Source organism: Leucobacter sp. CX87 (genome assembly GCF_018682295.1).
Taxonomy (GTDB): Bacteria; Actinomycetota; Actinomycetes; order Actinomycetales; family Microbacteriaceae; genus Cx-87.
The window spans coordinates 99189-118007 of record NZ_JAFIRI010000003.1; the positions used below are offsets into that span (position 1 = coordinate 99189).

The following is an 18819-nucleotide window of genomic DNA, read 5'->3' on the forward strand; positions in this document are numbered from 1 at the left end:
TCCTAGCTGCCCGGCCGCGATGAGCCGCGCTTGGAGACCATCACCCACTGGGCCACGACCGCGACCCACATGGGTGCGTCGAGCAGCAGGGCCGGGATCATCCGCACGTCGTCCCCGTCCATCGACATGTACGTCCAGAAAAACAGGATGGTCTGCGCGATGGCGGCGAGCGGGATGGCCCCGAACGCGACGAGCGTCTGCGAGCTACTGGCGGGCCGGCGGGACGCGAACGCGAACGCGGCCGAGGCGAGCGCGGCGAGCGTCACGAACGCCGCGAGGCCAAGCGCCAGCCAGTTCGGCAGGTCGTAGCTGCGTTGATACTGCTCGTGGCCGCCGGGATCGACCCCGGCGAAGGTCCCCGGCGCGAAGTTGAGCAGGACCCCGAGGTCTTGCGACAGGCCGACGTCGTACTTGCCGACGGTGGTTCCCGCCGCCGCGTCAGTGTCGGAAAAGTCGAGCGTCATGACGATGGAGCCGTCAGCCTGGACCGTGCGCGACCCGATCGAGCCCTCCTGCAGGCCGTCTTCGAGCGTCTCCCCCGCGTACGTAAAGTCGTGCACCCAGGGCGCGAACCAATTCCCCACCTCGTACTGCACCTCTACCGGCGGCTCGGGGCGATCGTAGTCAGAGTCGATCCATCCCCCGGAGACGAGTTCACCCGCCAAATCCTCACTCAGCGTGAGCTGGACGCTCAGCGGACGCAGCGGCTCACGCCCGTCGTAGGGGTTCAGCGGGTTCACCCAGAACTCGTCTTCCCAGTTCGAGAGCCACGCCGCCCAGCGCACCTGCTGGCCCGGGTGAGTACCGTCCACCGGGTCCACCGCGGGCGCCGCCAGCTCGTAGACAATCTCGACCTCGTGCGGGCCCTGCAGTACCTCTGCGAGCTGCGTGACGACCGCGAGGCTCCACTCCTGCGGAATCTCCCGGTACGGCACGGGTGCCCCGTCGATACGCACCGAGAAAACGGTGAGGCCGAGGTCTTGATCGGCCCGCTCGCTCGGCCATTCCCGGACCAACTGCGGCACGCTCCCGTTCGAGGCGAAGTTCACGGTGGTGCGCTCAGTCACCCGAAGCAGTCCGCGGCCTTCGGCGTCACGGCTCAGAGCGGCCTCCGCCGTAAACCCCTCGATCTGGGTCGACACCGTCCCAGGCAGGTCGCCGCTCTCAGAGATGAGCGACCGATCGGAGTCGTACGGCGGCGAGGTCGTCGAGACGAGCAGGATTGAGCCGGCGAACACCGCGAGGGCGGCGGCGAAGGCGGCGAGCGCCGGCACCGACACGAAGTTCGCGGTGCGCCAGCCCCGGCGAGGGTTCCGCTCCCCCGTCTCGGCGACCACCTGCTGGGCGATCGCGTCGCCGGCGCGGCGCGGGCTGACCCCGAGCAGCGCGTACGGCAGCACGGGATCGGTGAGGGGGCCGCGCTCAAGCAGCCGCGTCGTCTCGGCGTAGACGTCGATGCCCCGAAGTTGTTGCATGAGGCGCGCACCCTTAGGGGTCAGCGGACGCGGACGGCCCGTGACGAGCAGGATCGCGAGCGCGAGCGCCGTCGAGATCACGACAAAGGCAAAGGGCCACCAGACGACCGAGAGAATGACCTGCTCCGAAAGCTGGCGCAGCAGGCCCCACTGCACGAGCACGAGCCCGATCGGAGCCAGGCGCAGTGCCTGGCGGACGTAGCCGTCCGGCACCCAGCGCAGCTTTTCCTCGACGACCGTGTCGTCCTTGGACCACTTGCTCCGCCAGCTCCAAACCGTCGGCATGTTGCCGAGGCGCCCGGCCCGGGCTGCCGCGCGGGCGAGGTCGTACATCCAGAGCCCCCGGGGCACGCTGAGCTTCGTGGCCGGCTTCTTCCGGGAACCTTTCGGTTTCTCGGCGAGCGCCTGCACGAGCTCCGCGTGGCGCGCCTTCCCGCGCAGCCGTGCGGCCTGCTCGGGGCTGCAACCGGCCGGCGGTGTGCTCCGCGGCAAGAACCACGGTTCGCCGGCGCTGTCCGCCCAGACCACCCGGCGGGCTGCGAGTGCGGCGAGCAGCAGTGCCGCAAGCAACAGCATCGGCAGGATCGGCCCGTAGGTCTGCACCCAGAACAGCGCCGTTTTGGGCGGAAGCGCGAAGGTTCCGGGCTCGAACGTGGCGGTGAGCCAGACATCCGCGTTGGGCGGCAGCGCCTGATCGTTCTCGAACGCGTACCGCACGCCCTCGGCGGTCGTGCCTTCAACGCTCAACCAGGCCGAGCTGCTCAGCAACAACCATCCGACGCTGCCCTTCGGCGGCCGCACGAGCGCGTCGTTGAGTTCGGGCGTGAGGGTGAGCGAGACCTCGATCCCCTTCGTCGCCTGCGGCCAGGTCGGGGCGAACAGGGGCCAATCGAAGCGGTCGGCACGCTGGCCGGTCGCGGCATCGGGCTCGACCGCGATGAGGTGATGCAGTTCGTATGTGAGCACCACCTCTTGCGTGCCCTCGAGCTGCGCCCCGTCCGGTCGAGTGAGCCGCAGCTCAGTTGTGGTCGGGCGGCGCACGGTGGCGGCCTCCGCATCGACTCCATCGATGGTCGCGCCGCGCAGCGCGAACTCGACATCGTGCCCCTCGAACTCGGTCACGAGGGTGCGCGTCACGGCGGTCTCTGGCCCGTTGATAAAGTCGGCGTTGAACCGCTCGGACACCGCGGTGACGAAGGTGCCATCCGCCGCGCGCTCGACCGAATAGTCGATCTTCGTGTCGCGGGCGACCCAATCCACCTCGTGGACGTCGGCCGCGGCGATGACGTCGTCGAAGTCCATGGGCTTGTTGATGATCGGGCCGAAAATGAGCAGGAGGCCAATCGCCATGACCCCCAGCCACGCGAACCGAATGGTGCCGCGAAGCGCGGGCGCACCGCGCGCACGCAGGCGCGCTTCGATCGCGGTGAGCACCCTCGCGAGCCAGCGGAAGAGCGGCGTGTGCGCGGGCTGCGGGTCGGGGATGCGCTGCGAATTCAGCAGCTCGGGGTCCGAGCCCGCGAGGTCAAAGAAGTCGGGCGGCGGCAGGCGGTCCCGGGGCTGCTGCGCGCGCTGCTTCATGGGTCGAGCCTAATGCGACGGCTTCGGCGCCCCCGAGCCGCTCCGCCGTAGACTGGCCGCGTGTCGAACCCAGCCGCCGCCCCGATTTCCCCCACCGACCTGCGCGTTCCCGGCCCCGCTGCCGGAGCTGCTGAGCCCCGCTCCGCGGCCGGCGGCGGCACGAACCGCCTCGGCAGCGCCGAGGTCCCCGTGCGATGCTACGAACCCGCTGGCGACGCCTGGGCGACGCTCGTCTGGGCCCACGGTGGCTCGTTCGTGCGCGGCACGCTCGACTGGCCCGAGGCCGATTGGGTGTCCCGGCGCTTCGCCGAGGCCGGCATTCGCGTCTACTCAGTCGACTACGTGCTCGCGGGGCCGCAGGTCTCGGCCCCCGCCCCCGCACGAGACGTCGCGGCGGTGCTCGCCTGGGCCCTCGCGCGGCACGACGCCCCCGTCTTCGTCGGCGGCGCGAGCGCGGGTGGCAACCTGGCCGTGCAGGCGGCCCTCACGTGCCCGGGGGCGGCGGCGCTCCTCCTGCTCTACCCCACCCTGCACCGCGCACAGCGGCCCGACCCCGCGATTCAGGCCCTCACCGCGGCGCTGCCCGAGGCGCGGCGCTTTTCGCCCAGCAGGATCGCGGCGATCTACGCCGACTACCTGGGCGAGGCGCCGCCCGCTGACGCCATCGTGGTGGGCGAGCAGGGTGCCGAGCGCCTCAGCACGCTCCCCCCGACCATCATCGTGAACGCCGAGCTTGACGAGCTGCGGGCCTCGGGCGAACAGTTCGCCGAGCAGCTGCGCGCGGCGGGCGTCTTTGTCGATCTGCAGCTCGAACCCGGCACAGTGCACGGCTACCTCAATCGGCCCACCGAGTCGCCCGCGGCGGCCCGCGCGTGCGCCGACACGATTGCGCGGTTCGTCACGGCGCTGCGCGCACTCCGGCAGGATCCTGCCGGCGCGGCCCGGCCCGGCGCGGCGGCGCCTCGCCTCGTCGTCGCCCTTCCCGGGGCCACGCTCGAGCGCGCCGTGGGCGAGATCGCGGGCGCCGAGATCGTGCGCTGGGACCTATCGACCCCGCCCCCGCGCGACCGCTTCGACATCGTCGTGCCGCCATACATGGACGGCCCGGCCGTGCTGCGCGCGCTCGCGGGGGTCTCGGTCGGGCTCGTGCAGAGCCAGTCGATCGGCTTCGACGGCGTCGCCGACTTCCTGCCCGACGGGATGCCATTCGCGAACGCCGCGACGGTGCACGAGACGTCGACCGCGGAGCTCGCGATCGGCCTCACGCTCGCGATGCAGCGAGGACTTCCTGACTTCGTGCGCGCGGGCGACGAGGGGCGCTGGGCCCCGGCACGCCACGCGAGCCTCGCCGACCGACGCGTGCTGCTCGTGGGCTACGGCGGGGTGTCGCGGGCCATCGAGGCGCGTCTCGCCGGGTTCGAGGTCGAGCTCACCCGGGTCGCCCGGACGGCGCGTACGACGCACAACGATGCTGGTGAGGAGGTGCCGGTGCACGGCATCGACGAGCTGCCCGCGCTCCTTGCCGCGGCTGAGATCGTGATCGTCGCGGTGCCGCTGTCCGCCGAGACCCGCGGCCTGTTCGACGCGGCCGCACTCGCGCGACTTTCCGACGGCGCACTGCTCGTGAACGTCGCGCGCGGACCCGTGGTCGACACCGGGGCGCTCGTCGCCGAACTCTCCCGCGGCCGGATCCGGGCGGCCCTCGACGTGACCGACCCGGAGCCGCTGCCAGCGGAGCACCCGCTGTGGGGCTGCCCGAACCTGCTCGTCAGCCCGCACGTCGGCGGCGCCTCCACGGCGATGATCCCGCGGATGGCGCGCCTCGTGCGGCGCCAGATCGGGCACCTGCTCGCGGGCGAGACGCCCGAGAACGTGGTGCTCGGCGGGCAGGATCCTGCCTGAACTACTGGGCCTCGCTCGCCAACTCCCGCTCGCGGTTACGCTCGGTGAAATTCGCCTCTTCTTCGGCCGCGCGCTCAGCGGCGCGAACGAGGGCGCGCTCGGCCCCGGTTGAGACGCGCGCGATGATGACCGCAGGGATGAGGACGCTCCAGCAGATGATCGCCGCGACGATGCCGAACCCCCGCACCCCGAACGTCTCGGCCAGGAATGCGCCGAAGAGCGGAGCGAAGCTCGAGCCGACGATGTAGGCGCTCAGCAGGGGCGCCGACCAGCGGCCGCGCGCATCGAGGCCCGCCGCCGCCGCGAGGAAGAACACCATGGCGACGCCGAAGTTCGCGTTGTCCACGACGATGAGCACCGAGAGCGCCGTCGGGTCGGTCGCCGTTCCGATCAGGAGCTTCGTGAACCCGGCGATCCCGAGCGAGATGCCGAGCGGCAGCGCCCGGCCGATCCTGTTGCCCACAATAAGCAGAAGGCCGGTCATGACCGCGCCCACGATGGAAGCGGCTCCCAGGATCGCGCCGAACTGGGCCTCGCTAATGCCGAGCTGGACGGTCATGACGCCGGTCATCGCGTAGACCGAGTCCTCGCTCATGCCCCAGAACGGGAAGACAATGAGCAGCGCGATGCCCGCGATGGTGATGCGACGCGGGGCAGCGAGGGTCAGCGTGGCCGTGACGTCGGCGGGCTCGGCGAGCTCGGGGGTGTTCGGCAGCCAGGGAATGAGGGCGAGGCCGATTGCGGCGATCAGGGCAAGGGCGCCAAACACGGTCACCTGCGCGAGGCCGATGAGGGGCAGCAACACGAGCGCGATCATGACGACCACGCGGTTGACGAAGCCCGAGGTGGCCGAGACGCGGTTCGGGTTCTGAATCGCGGCCATCGCCGCGCCCGAGCTCGACAGTGCCCCGCCCGCCCCGATGCCGCCGGCGATGAAGCCAGCGACGACGACCGCCGGGTCGGGCACGAGGGCCGCGGCTCCAAAGCCCAGTACGGAGATTGAGAGCCCTATGAGGGCGACGAGGCGGCGGCGGGATCCCGAGGCCCAGCGCGCGGTGGACAGACCGACGACCGCCGAGCCCGCGAGGCTCCAGGTGACGATTTCGCCAGTCTTCACGAGGCCGAAGCCCAGCCGATCGGTGAACACCGTGATGACGAGGGGGACGATATTTGCCGTCAGCAATCCCACCATGGCGATGACGAACGTGGCACTGCCGTTGCGCAGCCCCAACGTCACTCGCGGATTTTCAATTGTGCGCTGGTTCGTTGCTACGTTGCTCACCAGGATCCTCTCTGGTGCGGCACCACTGCCGCCTCTCGAACCGGCTCGTTCCGGCCCGATCTGCAGGTGAATCAAAATCACCTGCATTGTCAGCGTGCATGACAAGGCTCTTGACTGTCAAATCGAGACTGGCGCGTGTCCACCCAACGAAAACGGGCCACACCGCGAATCTCCTCGCGGTGTGGCCCGTTCCGGGTCGATCTTGGGCGCTAGAGCGCGAACGCCTCGTCACCCGCGACCAGGGTGCGCAGCACGCGAGCGGTGAGCAGCGCCTCGGGCGCGGCCACCAGCGGGTTCACGTCGAGCACGTATGCATTGGCAATGAGGCCCGGCGCGATGCGACCGACCTCGTGCTCGATGCGCGACGCGTAGGCGGCCCCCGAGGTCTGCGCCGCGATGGCCTCGCCCGGCGCGAACGCGCGCTCCGGGTGGTACGGCGCAAGCGTCGGGTCGATGGCCGAGCCGCCAGTCAGCGCGATGTAGAGGTTCTGAGGCATTTGGTACGGCGCCGTCGGGGCGTCCGTACCGAGCGCCATGTGGGCGCCGGACTCGCGGAGCTTGCGCCACGGGAAGCCGTTCTCGGCGCGCTCGTCGCCGAGCACGGCCTTCCAGTTCTCGAGCACGGCGGGGTCGCAGTGCACGGGCTGCATCGAGGCGATCACGCCGATCTCGGCGAGGCGCGGGATGGAGTCCTCGGCGACGTACTCGAGGTGCTCGATCCGGTGGCGGCGGTTCTCGTTCGGTCCGTTGACCTCTGCGACGAGGGCGAGGGCGTCGAGGGCGATGTCGCTCGCCGCGTCGCCGATCGCGTGCATCGCGATCTGCAGGCCCGCTTTGTCTGCGGCCACGGCGACTGGGCGGGCGCGCTCGGCGGTCCAGATGGGGCCGGGCTCGTCGCCGTTCTTGTAGGGCGCGCGCATCGCGGCCGTGCAGGCGTCGATCACGCCGTCGAGGATGAACTTCACGCCGATGATGCGGAACCACTCGCTGTAGCCTGCGGCCTCAACCTTGTCGCGCATCCGCACCACGGTCTCGATCTGCGCGACGTCGGTCGCCTCCTCGCCGGTGGCGGTCAGCATCCAGTGCGCGTAGTACGGGAACGGCAGCTTGCCGTCGCGGTCGAGGCGGCGCATGACCGCGTCGAAGTCGGGCTCCATAAGCGCCATGTCGACGGCCCCCGTGACACCGGTAGCCAGGTAGGCGTCAAACGCCAGGTCGAGCGCGTGGTCGCGATCGGCGTCGGTGGCTGCTTCCTGCAGGAAGCCCCATACGTACTGCACTGCCGCGGTCTCGAGGAGGAAGCCGGTGGCGTCGCCGTTCTCGTCGCGGACGATCTCGCCGCCGACCGGGTTCGGGGTGTCGCGCGTGATGCCCATCTCGGCGAGCGCCGCCGAGTTCACCCAGGCCGAGTGCAGGTCGTTCGCGTCGAGGTACACCGGCACGTCGGGCAGCACCGCGTCGAGCATTGCGGCGGTGGGCTGATCCGCGCCTGCGGCCGAGATGGGCTCGAAGCGCCAGCTCACCCCCAGGATCCGCTTCGCCTCGGGGGCGGCGTTCCGGGCCGCGACGAGGCGATCCTGGATCTCTGCCACCGTGTTGCAATCGCGCAGCTGCACCTTGCTCAGCGACTCGCCGAACATCATGAGGTGGGCGTGGGTTTCGATCGCGCCGGGGGCCACGAACGCTCCGGCAAGGTCGACCTCGGTCGCATCCGCCACAGCGCCCCGCACCGACGCGAGCGAGCCCACCGCGGTGAATTTGCCGTCCTCCACCGCAAACGCCTCGGCGGTCTCGGCGGCCGGATCGCCGGTGAAGACGACGGCGTTGCGGTAAACGGTGGCGACCATGGGGTCCTCCTGTGTCTGGGCGCGGCCGTGGCCGCTGCGGTGCGGGTGCGTTTGGGCGCGAATTGGGCGCCCGACCATTAGAGGCTATCGCGCGAAGCTAAACCCCGGGGCTCAACGCGACGAGCGGGCCCAGGATCGCGGCCGACTGCTCGGCGATCTGCTCGACCGAAACGCCGTAGGTGGTGCGCGCGAGCAGGTCGGCCGAGGCGGCGAGCGGCTGGATGCTCAGCGCGTGGCGCGCATCGAGCTGCAGCGCAGCCTCTTCCTCGGGCGTCCAGTCGTAGTGCATCCAGGTGAGCACGCCGGCGGGGTTCGCCACCGTCGCGGGGCCGCCGTCCGCGCCCGGCACAACCTCGAACGAGGCGATGATGCCGGTGCGCTGGTCGAGGCCGAGCTGGGTGTTGAGCATGTTGCCGAGCGAGTACCAGACGAGGGTCTGACCGCCGTCCGCGCGCGGCACCCACTCGACCGGCTGCAACACGTGGGGCCCGGTGCCGAGCACGACGTCGGCGCCGAGATCGGCCACGCGCTGCGCGAAGGCTCGCTGCGCGTCGTTCACCTCGTGCGAGTCCTCCGTGCCCCAGTGGGCCGAGACGAGAACGAGCTGCGCGTTCGCGCGCGCCTCGGTGAGCAGCCGCTCGACGAGCGCGTCGTCGCCCATGAAATTCAGTGACACGTCGTCGATCGACGCATTCGAGTACTCGGCGAACGAGACGAGGGCCGTCTTGACGCCGCGCACCTCGCCGTACTGGATCGCGTTCTGCTCCTCCGCCGAGCGGTTCGCGCCCGAGACGGAGAGCGCCTCAAGGCCTTCCCATTGACCGCGCGTCGCCGCGATGCCCTCGGGACCCTTGTCGGCCGAGTGGTTCGTCGCCAGGTTCACCAGATTGCAGCCGACGCCCTGGCGCAGGTCGCGCGAGAACTCCGCGTAGGTGTTGAAAGTCGGGTAGCCGCTGATGCCGAAGTCGACGCCGGCGCTGGGCACCTCCTGGTTGCAGAACACGGCGTCCGCACCCGCGAGGTTGGGCTGAATGCCGTCGAAGAACGGCGAAAAATTGACGCTGCCATCGGCCTGCACGGCGTTCTGGTTTACCGAGTCGTGCGGCAGCATGTCGCCCATGGCCAGCACCCGGATCGGCCCTTCGTCCGTGGGGGCGGGCGCAGCCTCGGCGGAGGGCTGGGCCGCGGGCGGGTTCGTCGCGGCCGTTTGCCCACCGGAGGTCGCCCAGACGGCGCCGCCGAACAAGAGCGGGATCACGACAGCCGCCGCGTAGGGCAGCCAACGACGGGCCCCCTGAGTCGGAGGGGTGTCCGCGTCTCCTGCGCGGGGCTCGGCGCCGGCATCAGCGGCGAGTGCGGGCGCGACCGCTGCGCGGGCGGGCTCCGCGGCAACCGCCGACCGAGGCTCGGGCTCCGCGGCAACCGGCACGACGAGAGCCACCGGGGCGACCAGCGGCGGCTCGGGTTCGAGCTCTGCCTCGGACTCGGCGACCGGGTCGACCGCCTGGTCGCTCACCGCGTCGCTCGCCCAGCGCGGGTCGTCGAGACCGGCGGGATCGATCTCGAGCTCCTCGGTCAGCGACCTCAGGAACTCGGCCGCGTCCTCGAACTCGGGGTCCGCGGACGGCTCGGCCTCGGCGGACGCGGGCGCCACGGTCTCGCCGATAGCGAGCTCGGGCTCTGCCTCGGGCACTGATGCGGTGTCGGGCGCCACATTCAGTTCGTTCTCCGGCTCGGCCGGGCCGTCCAGCGCGGCGTCGAAACCGGTCGGTTCGGGCGACGCACCCGCGTCGGCCGCCGCGGGGACCGGGAAGAATATGAGGTCGGGCTCAGGTGTTGCCACGGCCTCGGGCACGATGCCCGGCGCCGGGGCTTCGGGTCTGGGAGCGGACGGCTCCCCCGTCCCGACGGATCCTGCCGCGGGGTACACCCGGGCGGTGCGACCCTCGGGCGCGCCCGGCACGGGGGTGAACGGCGAACGGGCCGGGCGGGCCGGCGGCTTCCAGGGCGCGAGATCGCCGACGCCCTGGGCGCCCGGATCCTGCCCCGCATCGGAGCTTCGCGGCAGTTCCACCGCGCGCGGGTCGACGGGTGCGTCGGGATCGGTCGGGTCCTGGGGGTTGATCGGTCCCAAGGAACCGAACGGGTCAAAATCGCGGCCACTCATGCAAATACCCTAGTCCGCGAAGCTATGGCGGGTCGCCGCTACTGCGCGTATCCCGGCGCCGGCGGCAGCCCGAAGAACTCCTCGAGCGTCGCGATACCGGTGGCCCGCATCTCGGTCGCCAGCTCGGTGCCGACGTAGCGGAAATGCCACGGCTCGGGGATGAACCCGGTCACGTCCGTCTTCCCCTCGGGGTAGCGAATGATGAAGCCGTACTCGGCGGCGTGCTCGGCGAGCCACATCCCCGCGGGGGTCTGGCCGAAGCAGGCCTCGAGGTAGCAGGATCCATGATCGTCGAGGTCGATCACGAGGCCCGTCTGGTGTTCGGAGTGGCCGGGGCGCGCCGAGTAGGTGTCGGCGGCCGCCTGGCCGTCGCGATCGACGTATCCCTGGTAGAGCGATATCTGGGTCGCGTAGTCGCGGTAGGCGGAGATGATCCACACGTCGTGGCCCGCGGCCGCGGCGGCCCCGATGAGCGCCTCGGCCGCGCGCGCTGCGGGCTCGCGCAGCGGCTGCGCATACTGGTTGCCGACGCCCGCGGGCATCGACAGGTCAGCCGGGGCGAAGTCCACGGGCTGCAGCGGGCGCAGCTTGTTCGAGACCACCCAGATCGAGTTCGGGTCGTCGATTGAGTGGGCCGACGTGTCGAACGACGGCTCGGGCGGCGGGGTCGGCTCGGGACTCGGCAAGGCCTTCGGGCTGGGTTCGGGCGCCGGTGTCTCGGCGGCACACCCCGGCATCACCGAAAGCACCCCCGCGAGCAGGATCGCGGCGCCGGCCACCGCACGCCCTGATCGGCCAATCATCGCGGCGCACCGGCGACTGCGCCGGCGGGGAAGAGCGCGAGCGTGATGCCCGTGCCGATGCCGCGCTGGTGCGCCGAGATCGAGATGGACTGTTCGCGCAAAAAGCTCAGCAGCTCGACGGGGCCGGCCATCGTGACCGGTTCCGCCCAGACCGCTGTGCGCTCGAGCCCCCCGAGCCACTCGGCAACCTGGACAGGGTTTCCCCCGATCAGGCGGATGCGCAACGCGGGCACACCCGGGCCGGGGGCGCCGGACGCCGCGAGGCGCTCGAGCCAGTCGGCATCGCGTTCGAGACTCACCTCGATGCCCTGCGTGGCCAGCACCTCGGCGATCTCGCGCGGCAACGGGTCGCCGGTCGAGAGGGTGAACGGGGCCCCCACGATGAAGGCCGCGGCAAGTACGCGCACGAGCGAGGCCAGCTCGGCGCCTTCGGCGATGCGGATGTGCGAGGCGACCGGCCAGTACCGCAAGAGGTTTCCCTCGACGCCGAGTCCGACCCGATCAGTGACGAGCCCAAGTGAAGTACGCCAGGTGAGCGCGTCGCTCAGGGCGGCACGGCGCACGCGGTCGAAGGCGTCGTAGTCGAGCGACGCCTGCGCCGCCTCGATCAACAGCTGCACCTCTGGGTCGAGGCCCCGCAGGTGCAGGGTGCTGCTCTGCGTGCCCTCGCGCGCGGTCCACGAGCCGAGCGGGATGAGCCGGGAGGGACCCCCGGCAAGTGGCTGAGCGCCCATCCCGGCTTCGTTCCAGCCCCCGCTCGGCTGGCGCTCGACACGGAGGCCCGTGGTCGGCCGGCCGACGGCGAGCGTCGCGGCCTCGACCTGGTCGACCCAGGCCCCGATCTCGTCGGGGTCGGTGGAGTGCAGGCCAGCCACAGCGCCGGTGCCGTGTGCGTTCTGCAGCGCGATGGCCTCGCCGAGCGTGTGCGCCGTGAGTACCGCGATCACCGGCACACCCGGGTAGTCGCGCACAAAGACCGAACTCTTCTGGGTTCCGGTGCGCACCCCGGGGCTCCAGAGTCGCCCCGACTCGTCCAGCGGCTTGGGCTGCACGAGCCACTTCTCGCCCGGATCGAGCGCCGTGAGCGCCGCCCATTCGGAGTTGGTCGGCTCGGCGGGCATCGGGCCCATCCGGAACGTGAGGGGGTCTACGTCGCCCGGGTGAGCGGTGTCGCCGACCTCGATGGCGCGCACCGCGTCGGCCAGAAGCTCGGCAAATCTCGGCGAGCGGGCCACGCTGCCGAGCAGGATCACGAGGCGCGCGGCGTCCGGGTCACGGCCGGCACCCGCGAAGGCGGAGGCGGCGATGTCTCGCGCCGCGAGAGCGAAGTCCGCGCTCGGGGTGACGAGGATCGAGCCCCGGGCGGCGAGCTGGGCGGCGATCCGCAGCGACGGCCGACGACGCACGAGCGCACGGGCATCCGCCGCGGTCCCGAAGAACAGGGCGCGGTCGAAGCGTTCGTCCGCCGCAAGGGCGGCCGCGAGATCCGAGTGCGCGCCGTCCGCGGCCTCCGCCACGGCGAGGCGCACGAGGCCCTCGGGCAGCCCCGTCGCCTCCCACTCCTCGAGCAGGACCGCTGAGGCCCGCGCGACGGCCGGGTGCGCGACGAGCACGACGGCGCTGCCCGCGGCGAGCAGGGCGGCGACGGCCTCGGCGGCGCGGGCGAGCGGCGCCTCGGGCGCGGTCACCACGAGGGCGAGGGTGTCTGGCTGGAACTCGGCGCCGCGCACGGCACCCAGTCCGTCGGCCAGCTGGCCGAGGTAGCGCGCCGCGTCGACCGCGTCGTTCACCTCCGCGTCGAGCTCGTTCGCGGGACGGCCGGTGGTGGCCGCCAGGACCTGGAACAGTCGATCGCGGGCGGCGACCGTGCCGAGCGCCGCCCGCCGCAGGCGCGTCGCCCGCTCGTGCGGCGGCGTCTGGCGCCAGGCGTGACCGCTCGCGAAGGCGCCGCCCACCAGGGCATCGATGTCTCCCGCGGCCTCGCGCGCCTCGGCGACGCGGTCCTCGCCGTCGAAGCTGTCGGCCGCGCCGGCAAGCACCTCGCGCATCCACGCGCGATTTTCGGGGCGGGTCGCATCAGTGATCGGCTCGTTCGCGAACCCCGTCACCGAGATCGCCGGCACACGGATCGGGGGGCCGGCCGCCTCGAGACGCACCGCACCCGTCGAACCACGAGTCAGGCCGAGCACGGCGGCCGTGAGTCCGCCGGTGTCGAAGCGGTCGGCGTCGGCCGGGGGCCGGTAGAACAGGGCGCTGTCGCGCTCGGACGGGTCCCACTCGCGCGCCCGTTGCTGCAGGCGGTGCGTCTCGGGCGGCGCCTCCTGCGCCGCCGCGAGTGCGGCCTCGGCACGCTCATTGCCCGCCTCCCGCGCCGCCGGGTCGAACAGCGCGGCGTCGGCGCGTTCGAACGCCGAGCCGTCCGCGGCCCGCAACTCGAGCAGGTCGCGCAGCAGCGCGAGTGCTCCACGAAACTCCCCCGGGGGCACGACGGGCGCAAGCAGCCGTGGCCGCGCGCCCGAGTCCACGAGCGCCTGCAGGGTGGCCGCGCCGCTGCCCCGGGTCTGTTCGATGATCAGGTGCTGCGCGGTTCCGCGTCGCTCGGCCAGCGCGAGAGCGAGGGCGATCGTGTGCGGCTCTCGCGTCGCAAGAACGGGCCGCAGGACTGCTGCGCGCTCGGGCGCGAGGGCGAACTCGAGCAGGCGCACCAATTGCGCGTCGACGGCCTCACGCGTGTCGAGATTGGGCACGCTGAGCCCGGAAATGATCGCCGCAGCGACCTCCTCGGCCGCGATCCTGCCTCGGGTGACGCGCACGTGCAGGGGGGCCCTGCCTTCCTCAGCGCGGGCATGGGCCAGCCCCGCGTAACCCTCCATGATGCCGAGCGACTCGGGCAGCTGGGCGAGCACGGTGATGCCGAGGTCAACGTCCGCTTCAGTGGCGGCCAGCAGCCGTTCGGCGAGCTCGGGGACAAGCAGCGCCGCCCGGTACGAGTGGGCCTCGAGGGTGATGGCGACGCCGAGCTCAGCGGCCCGAGCAACGAGCGGGGCCAGCAACTCCGCCGCGCGCGACGCCGCGCTGTCCTGCGACCAGCCCGCGTCGCGCGGGTCACCCAGCTCGGGCAGCACCCCGGCAGGATCGATCGAGAGGGCCGCAAGCCCGGGGGTCTCGAGCAAGCGCGTCATCCCGGCGACCCTGGCCGCGGCGGCGTCCGGGCCGAGTACGGGGTCGCCGAGCAGGGAAGCCCCGGGTTCGCAGCCGAGCTCGAGCGTCTCTGCGAGCACCCGGGCGATCGGGTCGCGCGTCAACTCGCGGCGCGCGGAAAGCCCTCGTGGCTCGGCCGTCACCACGAGCGGCGAGATGAGGCGCCGCAAGCGGCGCTTCGCGAGTGGGACGATCGCCCACGGCAACCCGAGCGACACGAGTCCGCCGGCGCGGAGCGCAAGCCTGAGCGGCACCGGAAGTGTCTCGGGCACCTCGCGCGAGACCTGCCGGAGGCCCTCGGCGGCCACGAACGCGTCGTCGGGGCTCGCCACAAGGTCGACAAAGTCTCGCCCAAAGTCGAAGCCCTCGGCCTCGTTCAGCAGTGCCGCGGTGGGCGAGGCGGTGCTCACGCCCGCGGCACGCGCCTCTGCGACGCTCTCGATCCACGTGCCGACCAGGGCATTCGCCTCGTCTGCGAGGCCTGAGAGGCCTGCGTCGGTGTGCGGTGCGCTGCCCAATTCGCTCGTCATACGCCCACTGTATTGGCCGATGGCGACGGGATCCTGCAGAGCCGCGGCGAGCCGGGAGCTACGTGAGCAGCGCCCGGTCGTCGAAGCTCGCGCCCTTGATCTTGGCGAACTCGGCGAGCAGCATCGGCACGGTCAGCTGCTGCTTCTGTTCGGCGCTCGCCTCGAAGACGATACGCCCGTCGTGCATCATGATGAGGCGATTGCCGAGCGCGATCGCCTGCTCCATGTTGTGCGTGACCATGAGCGTGGTGAGGCCGCCCTGGGAGACGATGCGCTCAGTGAGTGCGGTCACGAGCGCCGCCCGCTGCGGGTCGAGCGCCGCAGTGTGCTCGTCGAGCAAGAGAATGCGGGGCTCGGTGAACCCGGCCATGAGCAGCGACAGCGCCTGGCGCTGGCCACCCGAAAGCAGTCCGACCTTCGCGCTCAACCGGTTCTCGAGGCCCAGTTCGAGCGCCCGCAGCTCTTCGGCGAACCGCGCGCGACGCGCCTTGGTGACGCCGCGGCTCAGGCCGCGGGTCTGCCCACGCTTCAGGGCGAGGGCCAGGTTCTGCTCGATCGTGAGGTCAGGGGCGGTGCCGGCCATCGGATCCTGGAAGACGCGGCCCACATAGCGGGCGCGCTGGAACTCCTTGAGCTTGTTCACCCGGTTGCCGTCGATCTTGATCTCGCCAGAATCGACGAGGATGCGGCCGGCGACCGAGTTCAGCAGCGTGGACTTCCCGGCGCCGTTCGAGCCGATGACGGTGACGAAGTCACCCTCCTCGAGGTGCAGCGAGATGTCGGCGAGCGCGCGGCGCTCGTTGATCGTGCCGGGGAAGAAGGTCTTCGAGATGGTGTCGATACTCAGCATGGCGATCGCTCCTTAACCCTGTGCCGTCGCGGGGGCGGTCGTCTCGGTCGCGGCCTCTTTCGGAGGTACGCGCCCGCCGCGGTTTCGCAGCGACGGGATCTTCTTGAGGAAGCCCCAGCGCGGCAACAGCAGCGCGAGGATCACGAGGATCGCGGTGATCGCCTTCATGTCCTGCGGGTCGAGCCCGACCTTGAGCGCGCCGAAGATGATGATGCGGTAGAGCACGGCGCCGAAGACGACGGCGAGGCTCGCCATGAAGAGGCCGCGGTGGCCCAGCACCGCCTGGCCGAGGATGACCGAGGCGAGGCCGACGAGGATGAGGCCGACGCCCATGCTGATGTCGGCGAAGCCCTGGTACTGAGCGACGACCGCGCCGCCGAGGCCGACGAGGCCGTTCGAGAGCGCGAGAGTCAGGATCTTGGTGCCATCGGTGTTTACACCGAAGCTGCGGATCATCTGCTCGTTGTTGCCGGTGGCCTGGATCGACAGGCCGAGGTCGGTCGACAGGAACCAGTCGACGAGGAGCTTGATGAGGAGGACCGCGACGGCGAACACGGCGATGCCGATGGCCGTCTTGCCGAGGACGTTGGCGTCGCGCAGCGGCGTCATGATGGTCTCCTCGCGCAAGAGCGGGAGGTTAGCTTTGCCCATGATGCGCAGGTTGATCGACCACAGCGCGATCATGGTCAGGATGCCCGCGAGCAGGCCGTCAATGCGGCCCTTGGTGTGCAGGATCCCGGTGATGGTGCCGGCGATGAGCCCCGCCCCGAACCCGGCGAGGGTTGCAAGGACGGGGCTCTGCCCGGCGGTGATCAGAGCGGCAGCGACCGCCGCGCCCGTGGTGAAGCTTCCGTCGACCGTGAGGTCGGGGAAGTTCAGGACGCGGAAGGTGAGGTACACCCCTAAGGCGACGACGCCGTAGAGGAGCCCCAGTTCGATCGCACCGATCATGATCAGCCCTTCGTTGTTACGTAACTAGTGTCTACTCAATCACGCGGTCGGCGCGATCGACGATCGCGGCCGGCAGCTCGACACCCATGCGGGCGGCGGCGGCGGGGTTGATGACGAGCTCGAGCTGGTTCGAGGTCTCAACGGGCATGGTCGCGGGGTCCGCGCCTTCCTGCAGGATCTTGATGGCCATCTCGCCGGTCTGGTGACCGAGCTTCGTGTAGTCGATTCCGAGCGTCGCGATGGCGCCACCCTCGACGGTGCCAGCCTCGGCGCCGATCACGGGGATCTGTGCGGCCTCCGCGACCTGCACGACGGTCGAGATCGCCGAGACGACCACGTTGTCGGTGGGCACGTAGATCGCATCGACGTCGCCGAGGGCCTCGGTGGCCTGCTTGATCTCAGCGGCGTTCGAGACGGTCTTCTCGACGATCTCGATGCCGAGATCCTTCGCAGCGTCCTTGGCGAGCGCGACCTGGATCTCGGAGTTGACCTCGCCCGAGCTGTACACGATGCCAACCTTCTTGGCGTCAGGGGCGATCTCCTGGATCAGCGCCATCTGGTCGGCGACCGGGTTCAGGTCGCTCGTACCGGTGACGTTGCTGCCCGGGGCCTCGTTCGAGTCGACCAGGCCGGCCTCGACCGCGTCGGTGACGGCGGTGAAGAGCACGGGGATGTCGGTGATGTTCTGCGCCGCGGCCTGCGCCGAGGGGGTAGCAACCGCGAGCACGAGGTCGACGCTGTCGGCCGCGAACTTCTGCGCGATGGTGGTGGCGTTCGCCACGTCAGCCTGAGCGTTCTGCTCGTCGAACGTGACCGTCTCGCCCTCGACGTAGCCGGCGTCGATGAAGGCCTGCTTGAAGCCCTCGGTCGCAGCGTCGAGCGCGGGGTGCTGCACGAACTGGCTGATGCCGATCGTGACCGACTTGGCGGCTTCGTCGCCGCCCTCCGTCGCGGTGTCACCTGCGGCGCAGCCAGCAAGAGCGAGGGCGGCGGCGGCCGCGATACCGGTCAGCGCGAGTGCGCGGCGGCGGGTGAACGAATTTCGCATCGAAACTTCCTTTGGTCCTGGGTATGGAACTGCGGCGCTAGAGGTGCGTGGCCGGCTCGTTGCGCACTGGGCGCGGGCAGCCCGTCGCTGGACCACCACGGGTAATCGTACCGAGCCCCGGCCGACGCCGGGCACCACTGACGTAGGAGAACCATAGATGTTGCGCACTCGTTGTGTTCCCGCGGCGCTCGCATTGTGGCCCTCCGGCCATCGGCGGCGGTAATACTTGAGGCATGATCGGAGCCCTTCGCCCAGTTCTCGACCACCCAGCCGCGCTCGTGCGCGTCCGCCTGGCTGAGCGCACACCCCTGTCCCCCACGATTTCGCGGATACGCCTCGAGCCCGTGGGGCCCGAGGACGTGGTGGCCCTGGCGGCGGCTGGCGCGGGCTCGCCCGACGACCGGATCAAGCTGTTCCTGCCCGACCCCGCGACCGGATACCTCGTGCCTCCCCGCATCGCGCCGGACGGCGCGATCGTGCGGGCCGCCGACGCAGTGTCGATCTCGCGGGACTTCACGCGGGTCGACCCGCGCGTGACGGGAGACGCCGGGGCGATCGAGATCGACTCCGTGTCGTTTGCCAGCCCCGGGCCCGCGACGGCCTGGCTGCACGGGCACACCGAGCACAGCACCGAGCTCGGCGCCGAGGCCGTCGTCGCGCTGCCGCGCACGAGCCGGGCGCTGCCGGCCGCCGCGGACGTCGAGCGCGCGCTGCTCGTGGTCGACGAGACCGGCATCGCCGCGCTCTCGGGCATGCTCGCGGCACTCGACCCCGCGATCCGGGCCACGGTGATCGTGATCGGCGACGAGGACGGCTACGAGTCCGCGCTGTCCCCGCGCCTCGCTGCGCGGGCCAGCGTCGAGTGGCTGTATCGGATCGACGGTCCGGGTCAGCTCGAGGAGGCGGTGCGCTCGGTGCCGCTCGGCGAGCGCGACTGGCTCTGGGCGGTCGGCGAGGCGAGCGAGCTCGCGGCCGCACGCCGCAGCCTCCCGGGCGCGCTCCCCGCAGAGCGCGCCGAGTTCACCGGCTACTGGCGCCGGGGACGCGTGAATTTTGACCCGGACGAGCAGATCTAGCCCGGGCCCTTCGCCCCGAGCCCCAAGCCCCCTCCAGCTACCCCGCCGAGGGGGGGGGGAGAAAACGGGGCCCCCCCGGTAAAACACCCCAAAGGCGACCCCGCTA

General features: G+C 71.1%; 11 protein-coding genes. 2 read left to right on the top strand and 9 right to left on the bottom strand.

Annotation, left to right across the window (positions count from 1 at the left end; translation table 11 throughout):
- Positions 1–2: 2 nt before the first annotated feature.
- Positions 3–3056: a hypothetical protein gene (locus KOE53_RS05470; protein ID WP_188057703.1), complete on the bottom strand. Its 3054-nt coding sequence runs from the start codon at positions 3054–3056 to the stop codon at positions 3–5.
- Positions 3057–3116: 60 nt separating this feature from the next.
- Between KOE53_RS05470 and KOE53_RS13795 the strand changes: the two genes are divergently transcribed.
- Entirely contained in the window at positions 3117–4958 is a 1842-nt protein-coding gene (locus KOE53_RS13795) for an NAD(P)-dependent oxidoreductase (protein WP_353055588.1), read from the top strand.
- A 1-nt stretch (position 4959) separates the two neighbouring features.
- Here the strand turns inward: KOE53_RS13795 and KOE53_RS05485 are convergent, their stop codons facing one another.
- The 8 genes from KOE53_RS05485 to KOE53_RS05520 all read right to left on the bottom strand — a co-directional run bounded on the left by KOE53_RS05485 (position 4960) and on the right by KOE53_RS05520 (position 17637).
- Positions 4960–6240, bottom strand: a complete 1281-nt coding sequence (locus KOE53_RS05485; protein WP_188045859.1) for an MFS transporter — start codon at positions 6238–6240, stop codon at positions 4960–4962.
- A gap of 209 nt (positions 6241–6449) precedes the next feature.
- Positions 6450–8087: an amidohydrolase gene (locus tag KOE53_RS05490; protein WP_188045860.1), complete on the bottom strand. Its 1638-nt coding sequence runs from the start codon at positions 8085–8087 to the stop codon at positions 6450–6452.
- 97 nt (positions 8088–8184) lie between these two features.
- A complete protein-coding gene (locus KOE53_RS05495) occupies positions 8185–10254 on the bottom strand; it encodes a CapA family protein (protein ID WP_188057704.1) in 2070 nt (689 codons plus the stop codon).
- 38 nt (positions 10255–10292) lie between these two features.
- The gene (locus tag KOE53_RS05500; protein ID WP_188045861.1) at positions 10293–11057 is read right to left on the bottom strand and encodes a M15 family metallopeptidase; all 765 of its coding nucleotides are present in this window, start codon (positions 11055–11057) and stop codon (positions 10293–10295) included.
- On the bottom strand, positions 11054–14788 hold the full coding sequence (locus tag KOE53_RS05505) for a proline dehydrogenase family protein (RefSeq protein ID WP_251364168.1): 3735 nt from the start codon (positions 14786–14788) through the stop codon (positions 11054–11056). The genes KOE53_RS05500 and KOE53_RS05505 overlap by 4 nt, the downstream gene beginning before the upstream one ends.
- A gap of 58 nt (positions 14789–14846) precedes the next feature.
- Positions 14847–15638 (bottom strand): ABC transporter ATP-binding protein, encoded by a 792-nt coding sequence (locus KOE53_RS05510; RefSeq protein WP_188057705.1) that lies wholly within the window; start codon positions 15636–15638, stop codon positions 14847–14849.
- Positions 15639–15650: 12 nt separating this feature from the next.
- Positions 15651–16589 (bottom strand): ABC transporter permease, encoded by a 939-nt coding sequence (locus KOE53_RS05515; protein WP_188057706.1) that lies wholly within the window; start codon positions 16587–16589, stop codon positions 15651–15653.
- 31 nt (positions 16590–16620) lie between these two features.
- Positions 16621–17637 carry an ABC transporter substrate-binding protein gene (locus KOE53_RS05520; protein WP_188057707.1) on the bottom strand — a complete coding sequence of 339 codons (1017 nt, stop codon included), beginning with the start codon at positions 17635–17637 and terminating at the stop codon, positions 16621–16623.
- Between the two features lie 233 nt (positions 17638–17870).
- Between KOE53_RS05520 and KOE53_RS05525 the strand changes: the two genes are divergently transcribed.
- On the top strand, positions 17871–18713 hold the full coding sequence (locus KOE53_RS05525) for a siderophore-interacting protein (protein WP_188057708.1): 843 nt from the start codon (positions 17871–17873) through the stop codon (positions 18711–18713).
- The last annotated feature ends 106 nt before the right edge of the window (positions 18714–18819 follow it).